We start from the raw sequence: 21,041 nt of genomic DNA on the forward strand, positions 1-21,041 counted from the left end.
CCCAGCATTCCAGAAGAACCTCATGCGCTTTGATCCGCCGCTCGTCTCCGCAACGCTTGTCCAGCGCTACAAGCGCTTCCTGTTCGACGCGGTGCTGGAGGATGGCACGCCTTTCACCGGGTCGTGCCCGAATACCGGTTCCATGCGGGGATTGACGGAGCCCGGGTCGAGGATCTGGGTATCGGAGCATGACAGTCCGACCCGCAAATACCGTCACATGTTCGAAATGGTAGAGGCCGGCGGCGAGATGGTCGGTATCAATACCGGACTGCCCAACAGGCTGACCGAAGAAGCGATCCGTGCCGGCTTGATCCCCAGCCTTTCCGGCTACGGCACGATCCTGCGCGAGCAGAGATACGGGCGTAACTCTCGCATCGACTTTCTCCTGAGAGAGGACGATCTGCCGGATGCCTATGTGGAAGTGAAGAACGTCCATTTCAGCCGTTCAGCGGGGCTCGCCGAATTTCCCGATACCGTGACGAAGCGCGGCGCCAAGCATCTCGAGGAGCTCGGCGATATGGCGGAGGCAGGTCACCGGGCGGTGATGATCTACCTCATTCAGCGTCACGACTGCACGCGGTTTTCGATCTGCAGCGATCTCGACCCGATGTATGCGATCGCTTTCGATCGTGCCAAGGCGCGCGGCGTCGAGGCCTATGCGCTCCGCTGTCGCGTCACGCCGGAGGAAATCATAGCGTCGGGAATGGTTATGATGGACGAACCCCGCCCCTCTGTTTTATGAACTGTAGGAGTTGCGAGAGAAATATCATGGTCAATTACATCGAGGCGGTTTCCGCCCCCTCAAAAAACACGGGTGCTATCCGTCTCTACGATACGGCGCAGGATTTTGACGGCATGCGCAAGGCCTGCCAGCTGACGGCGCGCTGCCTCGACGAACTTGCGGCGATCGTTCAGCCAGGTATCACCACGAATGCGATCGACCGTTTCGTGTTCGAGTTCGGCATGGACAATGGCGCCCTTCCCGCAACACTTGGCTATCGCGGCTACAAATACTCGGTCTGCACCTCGATCAACCATGTCGTCTGCCACGGCATGCCTGAAGACAAGCCGCTTCGCGAGGGCGATATCGTCAATATCGACGTGACCTATATCCTCGATGGCTGGCACGGCGATTCCAGCCGCATGTATCCGGTCGGACAGATCAAACGCGCTGCCGAACGGTTGATGGACGTGACCTACGAATGCCTTCTGCGGGGCATCGCAGCCGTGAAGCCCGGCGCCCGCACCGGCGCGATCGGCGAAGCGATCCAGTCCTATGCGGAGGCCGAGCGCTGCTCGGTCGTGCGCGATTTCTGCGGCCACGGCGTCGGTCGTCTGTTCCACGACTCTCCGAACATCCTCCATTACGGCCGCGCCGACGAAGGGCCGGAAATCCGGGAAGGCATGATCTTTACGATCGAGCCGATGATCAATCTCGGTAAGCCGCATGTGAAGGTTCTTTCCGATGGCTGGACCGCCGTCACCCGCGACCGGTCGCTGTCGGCACAATACGAGCATGCGGTCGGTGTCACCGCGACGGGATGCGAGGTGTTCACCCTGTCGCCCGGCGGTCTCGACCGGCCCGGCCTGCCTCCATTGCAGGCCTGACCATGACCAACCCGCCCGTCTCCTCGCATGACCCTATGGAAGCAAAAGAGGACGACGGGGCGGCCCTGTCTGTCGATGAACGCGGGTTCTTTGCCGAGACGCAGTCCAAGAGGCCGACGGCCAAACTTCCGCAAATCGGATCCCCTGCCGTCACGCAAGAACATTACCACGGCCACCGTGAGCGGTTGCGGGAGAAGTACCGAGACCACGGCGACGCTTCGCTGGCAGACTACGAGATCCTCGAGCTCCTGCTTTTCCGCTCCATCCCGAGGCGCGATACCAAGCCGCTCGCGAAAGCATTGATTGCTCGCTTCGGAAACCTTGCCAGCGTGCTTGGCGCGCCGCTCGGATTGCTGCAGGAGGTCAAGGGTATCGGCGAGGCCGTCGCGCTCGACCTCAAGCTTGTCGCGACGACGGGTCAGCGGATGCTGCGAAGCGAGTTGCGGGGCAAGCAGGTGCTTTCGTCCTGGTCTTCGGTGATTGATTACTGCCATGCCGCCATGGCCTATGAGGCCCGAGAACAGTTCCGCGTGCTCTTTCTAGACAAGCGCAACGCCCTGATCTCGGATGAAATCCAGGGGCATGGAACGGTCGACCATACGCCAGTCTATCCGCGCGAAGTGGTGCGGCGAGCCCTGGAGCTTTCGGCGACTGCGCTCATCCTCGTCCACAACCATCCCAGTGGCGACCCTACCCCGTCACGCGCCGATATCGACATGACGCGGACGATCGTGGAGACGGCAAAGCCACTCGGCATCACCGTCCACGACCACATCATCATCGGCAAGGACGGCCATGCCAGCCTCAAGGGGTTGAAGCTGATCTGACCTTCAGCGACTGACGATCACGCGACCTGTACGACATGGCCGTCGGAGACTTCGCGATACTCGCGAACCGGTGGCCGGTAATCCATGCCGCGCACCGGGCTTTTCAGCTCGTCGTTGGAAATGCCCCGTCTGATCCCCCGCCTTGCCGGATCCGGCACAGGCACGGCCGCCATGAGCTTCTTGGTGTACGGATGCTGCGGATTGTCGAACACGGCCGCCCGCGGCCCGATCTCGACGATTTCACCGAGATACATGACCGCCACCCGGTGGCTGACCCGTTCCACCACCGCCATGTCGTGACTGATGAACAGGAAGGACAGGTTGAGGCTCTGCTGCAGATCGAGCAGGAGGTTGCAGACTTGCGCCTTGATCGACACGTCCAGCGCCGACACGCTTTCATCGGCAACGATCACCTTCGGATCGAGCGCAAGCGCCCGCGCAATCGCGATGCGCTGGCGCTGGCCGCCCGAAAATTCGTGCGGGTAGCGTTTTGCCATGTCGGCGGAAAGACCGACCTTTTCTAGGAGATCGGCAGTCTTTTCCCGAGCCTGTTTCACCGTGCCGAGCCGGTGCTTGATGAACGGTTCGGATATCGCCGAACCCACCGTCATGCGCGGATTGAGCGATGAGAACGGATCCTGGAAGATCATCTGAACGGACTTGCGCATGTTGCGCAGGCTGACCTGGTCGAGCCGCAGGACATCGTAGCCATCTAGCGAGATATCGCCGCCGGTCGGATCGACGAGGCGCATGATCGAGCGGCCCGTGGTCGACTTGCCGCAGCCGGACTCACCGACCAGGGCCAACGTTTCGCCCTGGAACAGATCGAAGGACACATTTTCCACCGCATGCACCGCGCCGGTCTGGCGCGACAGGAGGCCGGAGCGGATCGGGAAACGGGTCACCAGAATTCTTGACGCTGAGGACCGGCGTCCTGCCCTTTTCAACGGTGCCGGCCACTTCGATCGGCTCGACGGCCAAACCGGTTTTCATGTCGACCACGGGGAAGCGGGTCGGCCACGCATGGTTCTGCATCGACCCCAGCTTCGGCACCGCCGAGAGCAGAGCCCGTGTATAGGGATGCTTGCCGCGGTGGAAGATCTCCTCCGTCGGTCCGGTCTCGACCTCGTCGCCGCGGAACATGACGATGGTACGGTCGGCGATCTCGGCGACGACGCCCATGTCATGGGTAATGAAAAGGACCGACATGCCCTCCTCTTCCTGCAGAACCTTGATGAGGTCGAGGATCTGTCCCTGGATGGTGACGTCGAGCGCCGTGGTCGGCTCGTCCGCGATCAGAAGCTTGGGCTTCGAAGCAAGCGCCATGGCAATCATGACGCGCTGACGCATGCCGCCGGAGAACTGGTGCGGATATTCGTCGAACCTCGATTGCGCGTTGGGGATGCGCACCTTTTCGAGCAGCCTCACGGTTTCGGCGCGCGCCTCCTGCTTTGACATCCCCTTGTGACGGGTGAGAACCTCGGAAATCTGCCGGCCGATGGTGAAGATCGGATTGAGCGAGGTCATCGGCTCCTGGAAGATCATCGATGCTTCGTTGCCGCGCACCCCGCGCATGTCCTTCTCAGAGATGGACAGGAGATCGCGTCCGTTCAGCATAACCTCGCCTTCGATGCGGCTCGTGTTGGACGCGAGCAGGCGCATGATCGACAGCGATGTCACGGATTTCCCGGAGCCGGATTCGCCGACGATGGCGACCGTTTCGCCGGGCATCACATCGAAGGAGACGTTGCGGACGACGCTTTTCCATTCGCCATCGACGAGGAAAGAGGTGGTGAGGTTCTTCACGGAAAGGACGGGAACAGTCGGCGTGGAGGTCTGGCTCATCGGGTGACCCTTACTTGAGCGTCAAAGGGGTGGCGTAGGAGGCTGACGGACGTTTTTCGGCCAGCCGTTGCGCTTCGAGCGCGGCGATCTTTTCGTCGATAATGCTGCGGTCGATCATGCCGTGCGGGTTTTCCCGGGTCGGCATGGTCTCAGCGACATGCAGGAAACGCTCCTGCGCGACGGCATAGAGGCGGCGCAGTTCGAAAAGCGGCTCGGGGTGATCATCGGCGTTGATCCGCAGCCAGGGATAATCCTGGTCGCGGTAGATGACGAGCGCTGCCGACTGGCGGCCACGCTTGTCGCCGCCTGCCGCCTCGCCCGCGTCCATGGCATCGAGCAGGCGTTCGGCAAGCGGTACGCCGCGTGCAGCCGCTTCGTTGTAGACACGCATCGTTTCGGCAATCACCTGCGGTCCCGCCAGCATGTTGCCCGCAACCGAGACGTTGCGGTCCACGAGGTGACCGGCCCAATCGACGCAGTTTTCACCGGTGAAGGCGGCGTTGCGACCATGGGCGTCGATCAGGTGCATCTGCCGCTGGCGGTGGCCGTCGTCGCGCGCAGTCAGGCTTGCAATGACCTCATCCGGAGACCTGCCCTCCTCCAGTAGTTTCAGGCCATCGGTTCCATAAAGCGGGCTGACGAAGGCCTGGGTGGCGATAGCGCCCACCCTGCCCCTGATATGCGGCACGGCGCATCCAACCGCGAAGAAACGGCTGGCGACGGCTATGCCCAGATGTCCCGTGTCTTGATCACGCGCGACGATTGACCAGGTCATGGTTCACCGTCCAATCGCGTAGGCTTGCATCAGGCGCGGTGTTGCGGCCGCCCTCAGCAGACCGTCAGCATCTCGACGCGCAGCCGTCAGGCGGCCGACGGTCCATGGATCGGCGACAGTGACCTTGTGGCCGCGACGACGGAGGTCTTCGAGTGCGGCTTCACCGATATTGCTCTCGACCATGATCTCGCCCGGAGAGCTCGTGCGCGGATAGAACGAACCGGGGAAATGCGAGGTGTGGAACAGCGGCATGTCGATCGAGGCCTGCAGGTTCTTGCCGTGATGGGCGTAGCGCAGGAAGAACGGCAGCTGCCACTGGTCCTGCTGGTCGCCGCCGGGTGTGCCGAACACCATGGAGGGTTTGCCCTGATGAAGAGCAAGCGACGGCGTCAGCGTCGTGCGCGGGCGTTTTCCAGGCGCAAGCGAGGTCGGCAGCCCTTCCTTTAGCCAGAACATCTGGGCACGCGAGTTGAGGGCGAAACCGAGACCCGGAACGATCGGCGACGACTGCAGCCAGCCGCCCGACGGTGTGGTCGAGACCATGTTGCCCCAGCGGTCGATGACGTCGATATGCACCGTATCGCCGCGCTTTTCGGTGAGGTGCGACATGGTCGGCTCGTAAACCGTGCCGGTGCCGCTCATCTCCGCCAGCATCGCCATCGTCGCATCGACCTGGCGCTCATAGCCCGGAACCGTGCCGGGGCGCAGTTCCATCGAAGCGGTGCTGCCGATCAGCTTCCGCCGCTCGCTGTTGTAGCCTTCCGACAGGAGGTATTCGGTCGGGATCTGGCTGAATTCCGGATCTCCGTAATAGACCTCGCGGTCGGCAAACGCGAGCTTCATCGCCTCGACGACCGTATGGACGAAATCGGGACCGGCCGGATCCATCGCCTCGAGATCGAAGCCTTTTAGAAGCGCCAGCGACTGCAGCAGCACCGGTCCCTGCCCCCAGGCCGGCGTCTTGGCGATCGTCCAGTCCTGGTAATCGAGCGTCTGGGGCGCTTCGATGGTGGCACTCCAGTTGGCCATGTCGTCGGCGGTGAGCACGCCCTTGTGCTTCGAACCGCTCGCGTCCATCACCTCAGCGGTCTTCAGATAGGTGTCGATCGCTTCGGCCACGAAGCCGCGATAGAACGCGTCACGGGCCGCCTGGACCTGTTCCTCGCGTCCGGATTTGGCTTCCGATTCGGAGATGATCCGCCTGTAGGTTTCGGCGAGAACGGGGTTCCTGAAATTGCAGAGTGCTTCCGGCGCAACGCCACCCGGCAGCCATGTCTCATAGGATGTCGGCCATTCCTTCTGGAAGAAGTCCGCCAGGCCCTTGATCGTGTTCGACACCCGCGGCAGCACCGGATGGCCATGCTCGGCGTAGTAGATCGCCGGCTCTAGAACTTCGCGAACGGTCATCGTTCCATAGTCGCGCAGCATCAGCATCCAGCCGTCAAATGCGCCGGGAATGACGGTCGAAAGCAGGCCGTCGCCCGGAATGAGCTTCAGACCTTCCGACGTATAATGCTCGATGGTGGCGCCGGCAGGTGCTGGCCCCTGGGCGCAGATGACTTCGACCTTGTCGGTCTTCTTGGAGTAAAAGACGGCCGGCATGTCGCCGCCCGGACCGCACAGATGCGGTTCGACGATCTGCAGCACGAAGCCCGTCGCGACCGCCGCATCGAAGGCATTGCCGCCCTTTTCGAGGATCGCCATGCCGACGGCTGAGGCAATCCAGTGCGTGGAGGTGACGACGCCGAAGGTGCCGAGGATTTCAGGGCGCGTGGTGAATTCGGTCATTCCAGGTATTCCTTGTATAAAACTCTTGTCCGCTGGGCGTTACGCCTCGCGCGGATCCAGTGCATCGCGCAGGCCGTCACCCAGAAGGTTGAAGCCGATGACGACGAGGAAGATTGCAATCCCCGGCCACATGGCCATCCAGGGCGCCTGGCTCAGGAAGTTCTTGGCCGTATTCAGCATAGAACCCCAGCTCGGTGCCGGTGCCTGCTGGCCGAGGCCGAGGAAGGACAGGCTGGCTTCGGCGATGATGGCGGTCGCCACCGTCAGTGTCGCCTGAACGATGATCGGGGCAAACACGTTCGGCAGGATGTAGCGGGTCATGATGTCGACGTGGTTGAGGCCAATCGACCGTGCGCCCTCGACATAATCCTCCGTCTTCACCGCAAGCACCTGGCCGCGGGTGAGACGCACGAAGACCGGCATGGCGGAGAGGCCGATGGCAATCATCGCGTTGGTGAGGCTCGGGCCGAGGAAGGCGGCAAGCGCAATCGCGGTGATCAGAAACGGCATCGCCAGCAGTGCTTCGGTCACACGCTGGATGACCTGATCGACCCAGCCGCCGAAATAACCCGACAGCAGTCCGAACGGGACGCCGATGGCAACGGCGATGGCGACGGAGACGACGCCTGCCATCAGCGATGCACGCGCACCCCAGATCATGCGCGACAGGATATCGCGGCCAAGATCATCGGTGCCCAGCCAGTGGGCGGCAGACGGCGCCTTGCGCAGCGCCGACCAGCTGGTCGCGATCGGGTCGGCAATCGGCAGGATCGGGGCGGCGATCGCAAGGATAGCGAAGAAGGCGATGATCACCATGCCAACCATCGATCCGCGGTTGGCGCGCATCTTGCGCCATGCCCTGCTTTTCTGGCGCGGTTTTGCGATCGGTGCAGTCTGTTCGATAGCGGTCATAGCGTTGCCCTCAGGCGGGGGTTGAGGAGAACGTAGAGAATATCGGCAATCAGGTTCATGACGATGAAGCCGATGGCCGTGCACATGACGATGCCCTGAACGACCGCATAGTCGCGGGTGAAGACGGCATCGACAGTGAGCTTGCCAAAGCCCGGAATGGTGAAGATCTGCTCCGTGAGGACGGCACCGCCGAGCAGCTCTCCGAACAGCAGCGCCGACAGGGTGATGATCGGCAGCAGCGCATTGCGGAACGTATGGCTGAGAATGACTTCCCGCGGCGACAGACCCTTGGCGCGGGCAGTGCGGATATAATCGGAACTCAACACGCCGAGCATGGCCGAGCGGGTATGGCGCATCAGCTGCGCCGCAAGCGCCGTCGACAGGACGAAGGCCGGCATGATCATGGTTTTGAGCGAGCGGACGGGATCGACGAAAATCGATTCGTAGCCGGATGCCGGCAGCCAGCCGAGATTGACCGACACCAGCAGGATCAGCATGATTCCCAGCCAGAAATTCGGGATCGACAGGCCAGACAGCGCGACGACATTGGCGACGTAATCGAGCGTGCGGTTCTTGTAGACCGCTGCCAGAATGCCGGCCGGAATACCGATCAGCATGGCCAGGATCATGGCCATCACCGCGAGCTGGATCGTGACGGGCAGTTTCTGGCCGATCAGTTCCAGCACCGGCTGGTTGGTGCGCAGCGAGACGCCGAAGTCGCCGACCAGGATGCCGCCAACCCAGGAGAGATACTGGGTGATGATGGGATCGTTGAGGTGATACTTTTCGCGCAGGAATTCGATCGTCGCTGGATCCCGCTCTTCACCGGCCATGGCGAGGATGGGGTCGCCCGGCAGCAGTTTCTGCAGCGAGAAGACGAAGATCGAGATGATCAGCAGGGTCGGGATCGCGACCAGCAGGCGCTTTCCGATATAGACAGGCATGGCATCGCCCTCGTGATTTCAGATGACCGCGCGGAATGTCTTCCGCGCGGTATGCGATGGGAAATTACTTCTTGGAGACGCCAAGGAAGCGCATCATGCCATCCGGCGACGGCACGAAACCTTCGACCTTGTTGGAAATGGCATAGGCGTAGGGCTGATGGCCGAGGTAGATGATCGGCATGTCGTCGTTGAGGATGACGCCTGCGGCATCGTACTTTTCCTTGCGGACCGACTCATCCGGCGAGGTACGGGCTTCGTTGAGAAGCTTGTCGACTTCCGGATTGCAGTACTTCACGTCGTTGATGCCGCCCTTGCAGGTGACGAACTGGTGCAGGTTGCCATCGGGATCGATGCGGCCCGACCAGTCGGAGCGGCTGAGCTGGTAGTTGCCGGCCGTCTGTTCCGACAGAAGCGTCGCAAATTCGGTTGCCTTCAGCGTGACGTTGAAGCCCGCTTCCGCCACCATCGACTGGATGACCTGCATCATCTGGGTCTGGGTCGTGCTGTTGGCATGCTGCAGTTCGATGTCGAGCGTCTCGTGGCCCGCTTCCTTCATCAGCTGCTTTGCCTTTTCGATATCGCGCGCCGGCACCGGCAGGTTCTTGTTGAACCAGGGGCTGGACGACGGGAACGGCTGGTTACCGGCAAGCGACGTGCCTTCGAAGACGATCTGGCCGATTGCTTCGCGGTCGATCGCCAGCGAGAAGGCCTGGCGAAGGCGCTTGTCCTTGCCGAGCGGGTTGTCCGCACGGGGACCGTTGGCGAGGTTGACATACATCGCCATGTAGCCCGGGCCGATGACGTCGGCATAGGTGAGGTTCGGGTCGCTCTTTACCGATTCGGCATCGGACGCCGAGATGCGCTCGGCGATATCGAGGTCACCCGACCGCAGGTTGGCGAGCTTTACGGTCGTGTCCGGGATTGGCAGATAGGTGATCTTGTCGACGAGGATCCGGTCCTTGTCCCAGTAGTCGGCGAACTTCTCGAGCACGATACGGTCCTGCTGGATGCGCTCGACAAATTTGAAAGGACCGGCGCAGACGGGCTTCGAGCCGAAATTGGCACCGAGTTCCTTGGCGGCCTTCGGCGCAACGATCATGCCGGCACGGTCGGAAAGCTGGGCAAGAAGCGTCACGTCCGGAGACTTCAGCGTGAACTTGACTTCAAGCGGACCGCTGGCCTCGACCTTGGCGACCGAGGAAAGCTCGCTCTTGCGGCGCGACTCCGGCAGCGTCATGTTGCGCTCGATCGTTGCGACGACGGCTGCGGCATCCAGCGTTTCGCCGTCGTGGAACTTGACGCCGTCGCGGATCTTCATGGTCAGCACCGTGCCGCCTTCAGACCAGTTCCATTCGGTCGCAAGCTGCGGAATGATCTTCATATCCTGCGAGATGTCGACCAGCTTATCGCACATCGCGGTATAGACGATGCGGCCGACGAAGGTGCGCGACTGCGCCGGATCGAGAACGTCGGCATCGTCATTGAGACCGATGCGCAATTCGCTTGCCATGGCAGGCAGAGACATGATCGCGCTGGCGAGCAGTGCGGCAGTGAGCGTGGAAAATTTCTTCATCATTGTTCCTCTGGTCCATTCAGGTTTGTCGGTCATTGTTCTTGTTGGCCGGCCTTTGTGGCCGGCAGTCTGGGATGGCTAGGACGCAACGCTGAGCGTGTCGTCGTCACGGATACCGATCTGCTCGCCTTCCGGCGAATGGTCATCGAGGGCCTCGAGCGAGGTGGCCCGGATCAGCCGCTCGTGGTGCATCAGAAGATGCTCGCGCATCGCCTCGCCTGCCCGGCCCGGATCGCGGGCGGCGATGGCGTCGACGATTGCGATATGCTGCTGGTACGACGTGCGGCCATTGGTTCCGGTCTTGCGCGCACGCTCACGAATGGATTGCCACGCGGCATCCTGACGGATGCGGTTGACCACGTCGAAGATCGACAGGAACAGCTTGTTGCCGGCGCTTTGCGCGATCTGGCGGTGCAGCGATCCATCCCAGAGTTCCTTGGAATCCGCATCCGAACTCTGGCCGGTCTTGTCTGCCAGGTAGCGCATGCGCTCGATTTCGGCGGGCTTTGCACGCATCGCTGCAAGCTGCGCTAGCTGTGGCTCCAGGCGAAGGCGAACTTCCATGATTTCCATGATGTCGGTACCGGCGACGAGCGCGTCGACGTGATCGCTCCAGCCGTCAGGCTTTTCGCCGACAAAGGTTCCGGCACCCTGGCGGCGCCAGATCAGCCCCTCCGACTCGAGCACCTCAAGCGCACGTCGAACAGCACGGCGCCCGACATTGAGCGTTTCAGCAAGCGCCCGCTCCGTCGGCAGCCGCCCTTCCGCTCCGAATTTTTCCGAGTGGATCAGATCGCGGAGCTTCTCCAGCGCGTAGTAGGAATTGTCTTGGGGTTCGGTCTGCATTGAACGTACCATTGTCCGGACCAATTCATGATTGGTTCGAATGAAAGACATTTCCCGGCGAGGGTCAAGACGTTTTTTGTGCATCCTATTTTTCTGCACAAAACATACGCAACCCGAGACATCCGTTCTACGCTTGCGGCCTTTCCTGCAATCAAACATTCAGAATAGATTGGTAGGAGACGACGCAGGTAGGCTATTGCAGCGTAACAGCGGGATTCGAGAAGCGGAGCAGTCCATGAACCAGTACGACCTCATTGTTGTCGGCAGCGGCCCTGCCGGTCGCCGCGCAGCCATTCAAGCCGCCAAGCTCGACCGGAAAGTGCTCGTCATCGAGCAGGGCCGACGGGTGGGCGGCGTTTCCGTGCATACCGGCACCATCCCCTCGAAGACGCTGCGCGAAACCGCGTTGAACCTCTCCGGCTGGCGCGAGCGCGGTTTCTACGGCCGATCCTACAGGGTCAAGGAAGAGATCAGTGCCGAGGACCTTCGGCGCCGGTTGCTGATCACGCTCGACCATGAAGTCGAGGTGCTCGAACACCAGTTCGCCCGCAACCGCGTCCAGCACCTTCGTGGCAAGGCGAGCTTTCTGTCGACCGATACGATGGAAGTGCTGAAGGACGACGGAGAGGCGGTTCAGGTCAAAGCCAAAAGCATCCTGCTTGCTGTCGGCACGCGCCCGTTCCGCCCCGACTACATGCCCTTCGACGGCAAGACGGTCATCGACAGCGACGAACTGCTCGAAATCGAAAAACTGCCGCGCTCGATGGTCGTCATCGGTGCCGGCGTTATCGGTATCGAATATGCGACTATCTTTTCCGCGCTCGACACCGCCGTCACCGTCATCGATCCGAAGGCGACGATGCTCGACTTCATCGACAAGGAGATCATCGAGGATTTCACCTACCAGCTGCGCGACCGCAACATGAAGCTGTTGCTGGGCCAGAAGGTCGAGAAGGTGGAGCACCTTCCCGACGGCAAGGTCTCGGTCACGATCGATACCGGACGCAAGATCATCACCGACATGGTGCTGTTTGCCGCCGGCCGCATGGGCGCGACCGACAGCCTCAACCTGGCAGCAGCCGGCCTCGACGCCGATAACCGCGGCCGTCTGAAGGTCAATCCGGAAACCTTCGAGACCTCCGTCCCCGGCATCTATGCCGCGGGCGATGTCATCGGCTTTCCGAGCCTTGCCTCGACATCGATGGAACAGGGTCGAATTGCCGCTCGCGTTGCCGTCGGCGCGATTGCCAAGGAGCCACCGAAGTATTTTCCCTACGGGATCTACGCCGTGCCGGAGATTTCGACCTGCGGCCTGACGGAAGAGGAAATGAAGGAGCGCGGCATTCCCTACGAATGCGGCATTGCGCGCTTCCGCGAGACCTCCCGCGGCCACATCATGGGCCTCGACCACGGCATGCTGAAGCTGATCTTCTCTCTGAAGACGCGACGTCTCCTCGGCGTGCACATCATCGGCGAGAACGCCACCGAACTCGTGCATATCGGCCAGGCGGTTCTCAACCTGAAGGGCACCGTCGAGTACTTCGTCGAGAACACCTTCAACTACCCGACGCTTGCGGAAGCCTACAAGATCGCCGGGCTTGACGCGTGGAACCGGATGGGCGAGCTGCCGAAGGGCGACGCACAACACGAGACGGTCCAGCTGACGGATACCAACACGTCGACTACCGTCGAGACGTCGGTTAAGTCGGAAAAGAAGAAAACCTCTTCCAGGTAAGAATGACCGGAAGAGACAAGCAAAAAGCCGCCCCGAAAGGAGCGGCTTTTTTGTGGGTCCGACATGACACCAGATACAAAAATGGCCCCTCTCGGGGCCATTTGTCTGAAATGGTGTCGCTGTTAACGCGAGTAGAATTCGACGACCAGCGACGGTTCCATGATGACCGCGTAGGGTACATCGGCCAGGCTCGGGATGCGAGCGAAGGTGGCAACCATCTTGTTGTGATCGACTTCGATGTAGTCAGGAACGTCGCGTTCTGCGAGCGAAACGGCTTCCAGAACGGTGACCATCTGCTTCGACTTCTGGCGAACTTCGACAACGTCGCCAGCCTTGCAGCGGTACGAACCGATGTTGACCTTGACGCCATTGACCGTGACGTGGCCGTGGTTGACGAACTGACGAGCAGCAAACACGGTCGGAACGAACTTTGCGCGGTAGACGATGGCGTCCAGACGCAATTCCAGCAGGCCGATCAAGTTTTCACCGGTGTCGCCCTTGCGGCGGTTGGCTTCTTCATAGATCGCCCGGAACTGCTTCTCGCGGATGTCGCCGTAGTAGCCCTTCAGCTTCTGCTTGGCGCGCAGCTGCACACCGAAGTCGGAAAGCTTGCCCTTGCGGCGCTGACCGTGCTGGCCAGGACCGTATTCGCGGCGGTTCACCGGCGACTTCGGGCGGCCCCAGATGTTTTCGCCCATACGGCGATCGATTTTGTACTTAGACGATTCGCGCTTGCTCATCGTATTTCCTTTCAGAAAGTTACACCGGTTCGTTGCCGAACCGGATGAAGGAAACACGCCCTCCTCTGAACCTCGATTTAGAGGTTCTGACAGGCTTCTCACGAAAAGCGTTCGGAGAGTGCCACGGGACATGTCGTTGAAACACCCGGTGTTGCCACCCGGCGTTGGCGGGTCTTTAGGCGGCTGTCATCAAAATGTCAACAGCAGCCGGGTCGCTGCGGGCTTATTCCGCAGCAATCTTGAGATCGCCCTCGTCAGGCGCTTCGGCACTGCCGGGCGCCGTTTCCACCTGCAGCTCCGGAAACGCGACGATGCGCTTGCCGGTGAAGTCGGAATGGACCACGACCAGCCCCTGCTCTTCAAAGTAGCCCAGCAGACGGCGTGCGCGGCGCGCGGAGTGCGTCCCGTAGGCGCGGGCTATGCGTGCATCGGACGGGCATGGTTCGCCGCCGAGTGCCGCCTTTGCCATCATCAGAAACACGCCCTGAAGATCATCCGAAACACTGTTCGACATGGACAGCACCGTCGTCCAGGCTTCGCTCGATGCCATCGCAGCATCGACGCCGGAACGGGCAATCGCCGTGCGGCGACGGAAATCGCTGAGTGACAGCGGCGGGCCCGGCAGACGACGCATGCGGGCGCGAACGAGGAAGTCCTGATAGAGAACCGCATCCGTTCGATAGGCAGATTGCGGATCATCGAGGATCTCCGCCATGACCGCCATCAGCCGATCCTCACGCTCCTCGACCGTAAGCACGGGCAGCGGCGTCCGCGGCTCGGCGGCAGCCGGCTGAAGGGAAGCAGGCGTCGAGCGCGAGAGTTCCGCCAGAATATCGGTGGTCGGCCGTGGCGCCGGCGCCTGACGGCGGTTCGCCGTCAAAGGCCGGGTGAATTCTTCTGGATCCGGCGTGAAGATGAGACCTTCGACATCCAGATGCGCATCCGGCAGCGGCATCAGCTTCGGGCTGGACGAACGGGCCGATGTCTCGACATTGCCGATGATGATCGGCAGCGGCCGCCGCGACAGAGCTGGGCCGAGCGCGACGAAGTTGCCGCGCTTCAGATCGCGGAACATTTCCGCCTGACGCCGATCCATGCCGAGCAGGTCCGCGGCGCGGGCCATGTCGATATCAAGAAACGTGCGACCCATGAGGAAGTTGGAGGCCTCGGCTGCGACGTTCTTCGCAAGCTTTGCCAGGCGCTGAGTGGCAATGACGCCGGCCAGACCGCGCTTACGGCCACGGCACATCAGGTTGGTCATCGCCCCGAGCGACATTTTGCGTGCATCTTCGGAGACGTCGCCACCAACCGATGGCGCAAACATCTGGGCTTCGTCGACCACGACCAGAACCGGATACCAGTAGTCGCGATCGGCATCGAACAGGCCGTTCAAAAAGGCGGCGGCGGCACGCATTTGCTCTTCTAGATCAAGCCCCTCGAGCGTGAGGACGCAGGACACGCGGTTCTTGCGGATACGGTTGGCGATGCCCGCGAGTTCGGCTTCGGTGCGCTCGCCATCGACGACGACATGACCGTATTTGTCGGCCAGCGTGACGAAATCACCTTCCGGATCGATCACGACCTGCTGGACCCACGGCGCTGACTGTTCCAGCAGCCGCCGCAGAAGATGCGATTTCCCGGAGCCGGAATTGCCCTGGACGAGGAGACGCGTTGCCAGAAGCTCCTCGATATCGAGCTTGGCCGGATCACCCCCGGTCAGAGTTCCCATATCGATGCCGACCTGCAATGCCTTACCTCGTATGCCGTCTACACGCGGTCAAAGACCGCCCAAACATTCTCACTAACAGAGAAAGGGATTCGTTTCGCCGTGCAAGAGAGGAAATGCACAGGCTTTGCGGTCAGGCCGCCGCCCGCTTGAAGCCGAGCGACAGAAGCCCTGCCCCGATCATCAGCGATCCACCGGTCCGGTTGACTATTTTCTGCACCCGTGGCCTGCGGATCTGGTTGCGGGCCAAGGAGGCGAGAAGCCCATAGAGCGTGGCGTTGATCGTCGCCAGAACCAGAAACGTCACCTCGAAAACAGCCATCTGGAAGAACAGCGGTTTCGACAGGTCGAGAAACTGCGGCAGGAAGGCGACGAAGAACACGATGCCTTTCGGATTGAGCGCGGTGACCACGTAGGTGTGCAACAGGATGCGCAACGGTCTGGCTTGCGGCAGCTCCGCTTCCCCGGCTACGACCTCTGGATCCATGACGGGTGCGCGCCACAGTTTGATGCCGAGATAGATCAGATAGGCGGCGCCCACCCATTTGAGAATCGTGAACAGCATCGCCGATGTGGCGAGCAAGGCGCCCAACCCTAGCATCGAGGCGGTCATTGCCGTGAAGTCCCCGAGTGCCACGCCAGCGACTGTAGCAGTCGCCACCTTTCGCCCGTGCGTCATCGCATAGGAGATGACGAGCAGGATCGTCGGTCCGGGAATGGCCAGAAGAATGGCGGATGCGGCGACGAAGGCCAGCCAGTTTTCAATCGACATCGTGTCTGCTCCTGATCCGGTAGGCCGAGCAAGCCATCGAATTCAGCCGATGACAAGAGCGATTTCAGCCCTTCCGCACCCAATGATACAGCACGTCCGGTTCCCTCTCCTGATTGCCGGCACCATCGGTTTCATCGATCGCAACGAACCCGCGGCTCCCTTAGAAGCGACGGCCCGCGGTGTTCTGCTGGAAGGTCCACAGGAAGAGCTCAGAAAAGGCCAATCTGGCGGTGTCCAGCAGTGCCGATCCGATGCCCTCTGCCTGGGCTGCCGGCAGTATGTAAAGCTGGTCGATCCAGTCACGCCGGAAGGCGATGACGCCCAGCAGCGTACCTTCCCTCTCGACGCCGAAAATCTGGCATTCCGGGAAAAGATGGCCTCGCCAATAGTCAAGATCCTCCTCCGGAGTATGAAGGCCGGTGAGCCTCGGCAGCCGCGCGTCGAAAGAGGCGCGACGGACGCGGGCAGCGGCGGGCATGTCTGACAAGGCCAGTTCTCGAAGCGTCACGGATGACATGGAAATCTCCTGCGAACAGAGCGAGTTTGTCTGGCACACCCACAATCACACCTCTCCGGCTGCCGCCTCACGGCCGCATGCTCCAGACGGGGAATTTCGGTGGCGACGATGGATGGTCGGCATCCGGCAGACCGATATCCCGCCGCATATGGCTGTCCAGATCCGCAATGCTATTGCTGCTTCTGACCCGCCGCCGCCAGGCGGCCATTGCCAAGGCAATTGCCATCGTCAAGAGGCCGAACTTTCCGTACAGGTCGTCGACGGCCGATGCGAGATCGTTTGCAACTATGGATTGCTGTTTACGCATAGCGTTTCCGCCCCGGCGCGCTTGGCAGCCGGGTCCTTTCATGGGGTAGGGAGACGCAAGGCTGTGTGACGCGGGCACGATAAAACGGGCGACAGCCGGAAGCGTCAGATCAAGGGGATGGGTCTAGAAAGCGGATTTCGGGCGTAAAACCCTATCAGCCTGCAATGCGTCGCATTGAGGCAAACGCCACGCAGGGCGCGGGATGAAATCCGCTGGTCAGGCGCATAGTCGAGAAAATCATCGTCATAATGCGCCTCCTGTCGTTGGCGTTGCGGATGGCGAAAAACTGCCACAAGCTTGGCGCCTCGACAAGAGTACAATTGCGAATTGCAGAACAACCGTTAGAAACGATGCGCAAATGCAACAACCACTCAGTCCACCCGCAATCCAAAGCCCTGCATCAGACGTCGCGTGGCAAAGTCCGGACTGCCTGACGTGAATACCGCATAGTCGAATTCGCCGGGGTGTTGCGCACCCTCCAGAAGCGGCACCTTGCGTCGGGCCTGCCGGGCGATCGCTTCCGCCGGATCGAGCCAGTCGACCGGCCAGGGTGCCAGGCGGCGGAAGAGGTTCGCCATGAAAGGATAATGCGTACAGGCGAGAACGACGATATCGGTCTTGCGGCCGTCCTTCTCGACAAAGCAGGGCATAATTTCCGACAGGACCGCGTCGTCCGACAGGGTGTCTCCGCGGATATAGGCTTCCGCCATGCGGGCGAGGTTTTCCGATCCGACAAGCCTCACGTGGCACTGGGTGGCAAAGGACTGGATGAGATCGCGCGTATAGGCGCGCTTGACGGTGCCGGGCGTCGCAAGGACCGACACAAGGCCGGAGCGGGTCCGCTCGGCTGCGGGCTTGATCGCCGGCACGGTGCCCACGAAAGTCATCTCGGGGAAGCGCCCACGAAGGGCTGCTCCCGCCAGGGTGAAGGCGGTATTGCAGGCAATGATGGAGATTTCAGGCTGGTAGTCGTTCAGCAGTTTCTCGAACTGCGACAGGATCCGCGCTGTCAGCGCCTCCTCCTCCCATCCGCCGTAAGGGAAACCGGCGTCGTCGGCGACATAGATAAAACCGCGCTCCGGCATGAGCACGCGCGCCTCGCGCAGCACGGTCAGCCCGCCGATGCCCGAATCGAACATCAGCACCGGCTTCAGCTCATTCGTCGCCGCCATTGCCTTCGGTCTCCTCAGCCACGTCGGCCTTCTTCTGTCTCGGTGCGGTTTTTCTCGGCCACTGACGCGGGAAGGCATCGAGCGACTTAATCACGCCACGAAATACGCTGACTTCCTGCTCCGAAAAGCTCCGCCGCGAAAGGACCGCGCGCAGATTGTCGATCATCTTCGGCTTCTTCTCAGGCGGATGGAAGTAGCCTCGGGCATCGAGCGCTTCCTCGATCTGCTCGAACATGCCGAACACTTGGTCCTTCGTCGAGGGCCGCTGCTCGATCGGTTGGAAGCGGGTTTCCTCGATATCGTCCATGCCGGATTTCATCCAGTCATAGGACATCAGCAAAACCGCCTGGGCGATATTGAGCGAGGCGAAGGCCGGATTGACCGGGAAGGTGACGATCTCGTCGGCGAGCGCCACTTCCTCATTGCTTAAACCCCAGCGTTCGCGGCCAAACAGAATGCCGGTCTTTTCACCTGCCCTGAATTTCTCACGCAATGTGGATGCCGCATAGACCGGCGACCGAACGGGCTTGAAGCCGTAGCGTTCGCGCGCCGTCGTGGCATAGACGAAGTTCAGGTCGCGGGTCGCGTCTTCCAGCGTCTCGAAGACGACGGCTCCATCGATGACGTGGTCAGCCTTCGACGCGGCAGACCTCGCCTTCTCGTTCGGCCAACCATCACGAGGACTGACGAGGCGCAGTTCCGCCAAGCCGAAATTGGCCATGGCGCGCGCCACCATGCCGATGTTTTCGCCCAGTTGCGGTTCCACCAGAATGATGGCCGGGCCCTCGGCAATGAGCTCGCGCTCGCTATTCGTACCTGACATCGCTTAATCCCAACAATTTCAGGCTGGGCAGATAGCCGCCGGATGGATGAAGAGCAAGGCTTTCAGAAGGTTTGCTTCCCTCTACTCGCCCTTGGCGATCGATTGCATCTCTTCGACGAGCGAATCGCTTTCATTCTCGACAACGCGGTGGATGTCCTTGATGACCGGCTTGCCGTCTTCCTCGATGACGTCGAAATGCACTTCCGAAACGCTGTCCTTCATTTCCGCATCATCGATGCAGGCCCACTGCTTGAACGTGACCTTCACATCCGACACGCCATTTGCCGCCGGTGCCGGCACGATGGTGACGTCCTTCAGCGGGCAGCCGTCCTGCGAACTCGTGACGACGTCGTAGCCGAACGGATCGCCGGGGGCATTGTTTTCGGTTTCGTAAGCGGGGTGCTTGGACGCTTCCGAGTAGGCAGTCTGGAACGACTTGCTAAAATTCTGCTGGATCGGCTCGGGATCGAACAGCGACTTCCAGTCACTATCAACCGTATTCCAGTTGTCTTCGGTGATCTTCATCACCGCCTTTACCGGATCGGTCACATCCGCCGCCAGAACGCCGGTGGAAATCAGGGTGAAGAGAGAAAGAAGCGGGAGTATCCGCATATCATAGATCCAGTGCTGCGATGAGTTTTGGCGGACATTACGCCGCGCCCGATGTTTGGCAATGCTCAATCTTGAGGGCCAATTTCAGGCAGTATGATGATGGCGAGCGCATGTTCCAATTTTCTAACCGAATCGCGCCATATCAGACCGCACCATCTTTGCGTTCTCTTCCCCGCGATGCTATAGCGCCCCCGTTGATCATTTTTGAGGCCTAAACGGCCCATTACGGCAAGAGGAAGTCCATGCAGAAGATCAAGGTAGCGAACCCGGTCGTCGATCTCGACGGCGACGAGATGACCCGCATCATATGGCAGCTCATCAAGGACAAGCTGATCCTTCCCTATCTCGATCTCGACATCGAATATTACGACCTTTCCGTCGAGAACCGTGATGCGACGAACGACCAGGTCACCGTCGATGCGGCTCACGCAATCAAGAAGCACGGCGTCGGCATCAAGTGCGCGACGATCACGCCGGACGAAGACCGCGTGAAGGAATTCAATCTCAAGCAGATGTGGAAGAGCCCGAACGGCACGATCCGCAACATCCTCGGCGGCGTTATCTTCCGCGAGCCGATCATCTGCCAGAACGTGCCGCGCCTCGTTCCCGGCTGGACCAAGCCGATCGTTGTCGGACGCCATGCTTTCGGCGACCAGTACAAGGCGACCGATTTCAAGTTCCCCGGCAAGGGCAAGCTGACGATCAAGTTCGTCGGTGAAGACGGCCAGGTTATCGAAAAGGACGTGTTCGACGCTCCAGGCGCCGGCGTTGCCATGGCGATGTACAACCTCGACGAATCGATCCGCGAATTCGCGCGCGCTTCGATGATGTACGGCCTGATGCGGAAGTGGCCGGTCTACCTGTCGACCAAGAACACCATCCTCAAGGCCTATGACGGCCGCTTCAAGGATATCTTTGAGGAAGTTTACCAGGCTGAATTCAAGGCGAAGTTCGCCGAAATCGGCATCACCTACGAACACCGCCTGATCGACGACATGGTCGCATCGGCTCTGAAGTGGTCCGGCGGTTACGTCTGGGCGTGCAAGAACTACGACGGTGACGTCCAGTCCGACACAGTTGCGCAGGGCTTCGGCTCGCTCGGCCTGATGACCTCGGTTCTCTTGTCGCCGGATGGCCGCACGGTCGAAGCCGAAGCTGCGCATGGCACCGTGACGCGTCACTACCGCCAGCACCAGAAGGGCCAGGAAACCTCGACGAACTCGATCGCCTCGATTTTCGCATGGACCCGTGGCCTTGCGCACCGCGCGAAGCTGGATGACAACGCCGAATTGGCAACCTTTGCCACCACGCTCGAAACCGTCTGCGTCGACACGGTTGAACAGGGCTACATGACAAAGGATCTGGCGCTTCTGATCGGCCCGGAACAGCCTTGGCTGTCCACGACTGCCTTCCTCGACAAGATCGATGAAAACCTGAAGACGGCCATGGCTGCCTAAGCCTCATCTCTTCAGTAGAATTCGGCAAACGGCGGGGTATACTCCCCGCCGTTTCTGTTTTT

At 60.9% G+C, this 21,041-nt stretch carries 18 protein-coding genes and 2 pseudogenes; 5 read left to right on the forward strand and 15 right to left on the reverse strand.

Annotation, left to right across the window (positions count from 1 at the left end; all coding sequences use genetic code 11):
- Positions 1–22: 22 nt before the first annotated feature.
- From sfsA to radC, 3 genes are read left to right on the forward strand one after another with little or no spacing between them, the layout of a single operon-like run.
- Positions 23–742, forward strand: a complete 720-nt coding sequence (sfsA, locus tag ACQY1J_RS13405; RefSeq protein ID WP_430250073.1) for a DNA/RNA nuclease SfsA — start codon at positions 23–25, stop codon at positions 740–742.
- A gap of 26 nt (positions 743–768) precedes the next feature.
- Positions 769–1,608 (forward strand): type I methionyl aminopeptidase, encoded by an 840-nt coding sequence (gene map / locus ACQY1J_RS13410; protein ID WP_062457453.1) that lies wholly within the window; start codon positions 769–771, stop codon positions 1,606–1,608.
- Between the two features lie 2 nt (positions 1,609–1,610).
- Positions 1,611–2,435, forward strand: coding sequence for a RadC family protein (gene radC / locus ACQY1J_RS13415; RefSeq protein WP_082471900.1), 825 nt, complete (start codon positions 1,611–1,613; stop codon positions 2,433–2,435).
- A 17-nt stretch (positions 2,436–2,452) separates the two neighbouring features.
- Here radC and ACQY1J_RS13420 read toward each other — a convergent pair.
- From ACQY1J_RS13420 to ACQY1J_RS13450, 7 genes and pseudogenes are all read right to left on the reverse strand, one after another.
- Positions 2,453–4,280 (reverse strand): annotated as a pseudogene (locus ACQY1J_RS13420) (ABC transporter ATP-binding protein).
- Positions 4,281–4,290: 10 nt separating this feature from the next.
- Positions 4,291–5,055, reverse strand: a complete 765-nt coding sequence (locus tag ACQY1J_RS13425; protein WP_430250075.1) for a DUF1028 domain-containing protein — start codon at positions 5,053–5,055, stop codon at positions 4,291–4,293.
- Positions 5,056–5,058: 3 nt separating this feature from the next.
- The gene (locus tag ACQY1J_RS13430; protein WP_430250077.1) at positions 5,059–6,843 is read right to left on the reverse strand and encodes a gamma-glutamyltransferase family protein; all 1,785 of its coding nucleotides are present in this window, start codon (positions 6,841–6,843) and stop codon (positions 5,059–5,061) included.
- 39 nt (positions 6,844–6,882) lie between these two features.
- Positions 6,883–7,755, reverse strand: a complete 873-nt coding sequence (locus ACQY1J_RS13435; protein WP_162728346.1) for an ABC transporter permease — start codon at positions 7,753–7,755, stop codon at positions 6,883–6,885.
- Positions 7,752–8,699 (reverse strand): ABC transporter permease, encoded by a 948-nt coding sequence (locus ACQY1J_RS13440; protein WP_092662136.1) that lies wholly within the window; start codon positions 8,697–8,699, stop codon positions 7,752–7,754. The genes ACQY1J_RS13435 and ACQY1J_RS13440 overlap by 4 nt, the downstream gene beginning before the upstream one ends.
- 64 nt (positions 8,700–8,763) lie before the next feature.
- Complete coding sequence (locus tag ACQY1J_RS13445; protein WP_430250079.1) at positions 8,764–10,272, reverse strand: ABC transporter substrate-binding protein; 1,509 nt, start codon at positions 10,270–10,272, stop codon at positions 8,764–8,766.
- Positions 10,273–10,350: 78 nt separating this feature from the next.
- A complete protein-coding gene (locus ACQY1J_RS13450; protein WP_092662132.1) occupies positions 10,351–11,118 on the reverse strand; it encodes a FadR/GntR family transcriptional regulator in 768 nt (255 codons plus the stop codon).
- A 235-nt stretch (positions 11,119–11,353) separates the two neighbouring features.
- On the opposite strand from ACQY1J_RS13450, the gene sthA reads away from it, so the two are divergent.
- Positions 11,354–12,853, forward strand: a complete 1,500-nt coding sequence (sthA, locus tag ACQY1J_RS13455; protein WP_245341497.1) for a Si-specific NAD(P)(+) transhydrogenase — start codon at positions 11,354–11,356, stop codon at positions 12,851–12,853.
- 122 nt (positions 12,854–12,975) lie between these two features.
- On the opposite strand, the gene rpsD is transcribed toward sthA, so the two are convergent.
- From rpsD to ACQY1J_RS13495, 8 genes and pseudogenes are all read right to left on the reverse strand, one after another.
- Positions 12,976–13,593, reverse strand: a complete 618-nt coding sequence (rpsD, locus tag ACQY1J_RS13460; protein ID WP_430250081.1) for a 30S ribosomal protein S4 — start codon at positions 13,591–13,593, stop codon at positions 12,976–12,978.
- A gap of 223 nt (positions 13,594–13,816) precedes the next feature.
- Positions 13,817–15,340 carry a helicase HerA domain-containing protein gene (locus ACQY1J_RS13465; protein WP_430250082.1) on the reverse strand — a complete coding sequence of 508 codons (1,524 nt, stop codon included), beginning with the start codon at positions 15,338–15,340 and terminating at the stop codon, positions 13,817–13,819.
- A gap of 112 nt (positions 15,341–15,452) precedes the next feature.
- Positions 15,453–16,091: a LysE family translocator gene (locus ACQY1J_RS13470; RefSeq protein WP_184655143.1), complete on the reverse strand. Its 639-nt coding sequence runs from the start codon at positions 16,089–16,091 to the stop codon at positions 15,453–15,455.
- Between the two features lie 64 nt (positions 16,092–16,155).
- Positions 16,156–16,608, reverse strand: a pseudogene (locus ACQY1J_RS13475) (N-acetyltransferase family protein).
- A gap of 67 nt (positions 16,609–16,675) precedes the next feature.
- On the reverse strand, positions 16,676–16,915 hold the full coding sequence (locus tag ACQY1J_RS13480; RefSeq protein ID WP_430250083.1) for a DUF1127 domain-containing protein: 240 nt from the start codon (positions 16,913–16,915) through the stop codon (positions 16,676–16,678).
- A gap of 371 nt (positions 16,916–17,286) precedes the next feature.
- Positions 17,287–18,087, reverse strand: a complete 801-nt coding sequence (murI, locus tag ACQY1J_RS13485; protein WP_430250084.1) for a glutamate racemase — start codon at positions 18,085–18,087, stop codon at positions 17,287–17,289.
- Positions 18,071–18,910, reverse strand: coding sequence for an RNA methyltransferase (locus ACQY1J_RS13490; RefSeq protein ID WP_430250086.1), 840 nt, complete (start codon positions 18,908–18,910; stop codon positions 18,071–18,073). Before ACQY1J_RS13490 ends, murI begins: the two co-directional genes overlap by 17 nt.
- 81 nt (positions 18,911–18,991) lie before the next feature.
- Positions 18,992–19,522, reverse strand: coding sequence for a hypothetical protein (locus tag ACQY1J_RS13495; protein WP_062457497.1), 531 nt, complete (start codon positions 19,520–19,522; stop codon positions 18,992–18,994).
- Between the two features lie 242 nt (positions 19,523–19,764).
- Here ACQY1J_RS13495 and ACQY1J_RS13500 point away from each other — a divergent pair, with 242 nt between their 5' ends.
- Entirely contained in the window at positions 19,765–20,979 is a 1,215-nt protein-coding gene (locus tag ACQY1J_RS13500; RefSeq protein ID WP_062457500.1) for an NADP-dependent isocitrate dehydrogenase, read from the forward strand.
- Positions 20,980–21,041 lie beyond the last annotated feature (62 nt).

The sequence above is a fragment of the Neorhizobium sp. DAR64860/K0K1 genome (assembly GCF_050500205.1).
GTDB lineage: Bacteria > Pseudomonadota > Alphaproteobacteria > Rhizobiales > Rhizobiaceae > Neorhizobium > Neorhizobium soli.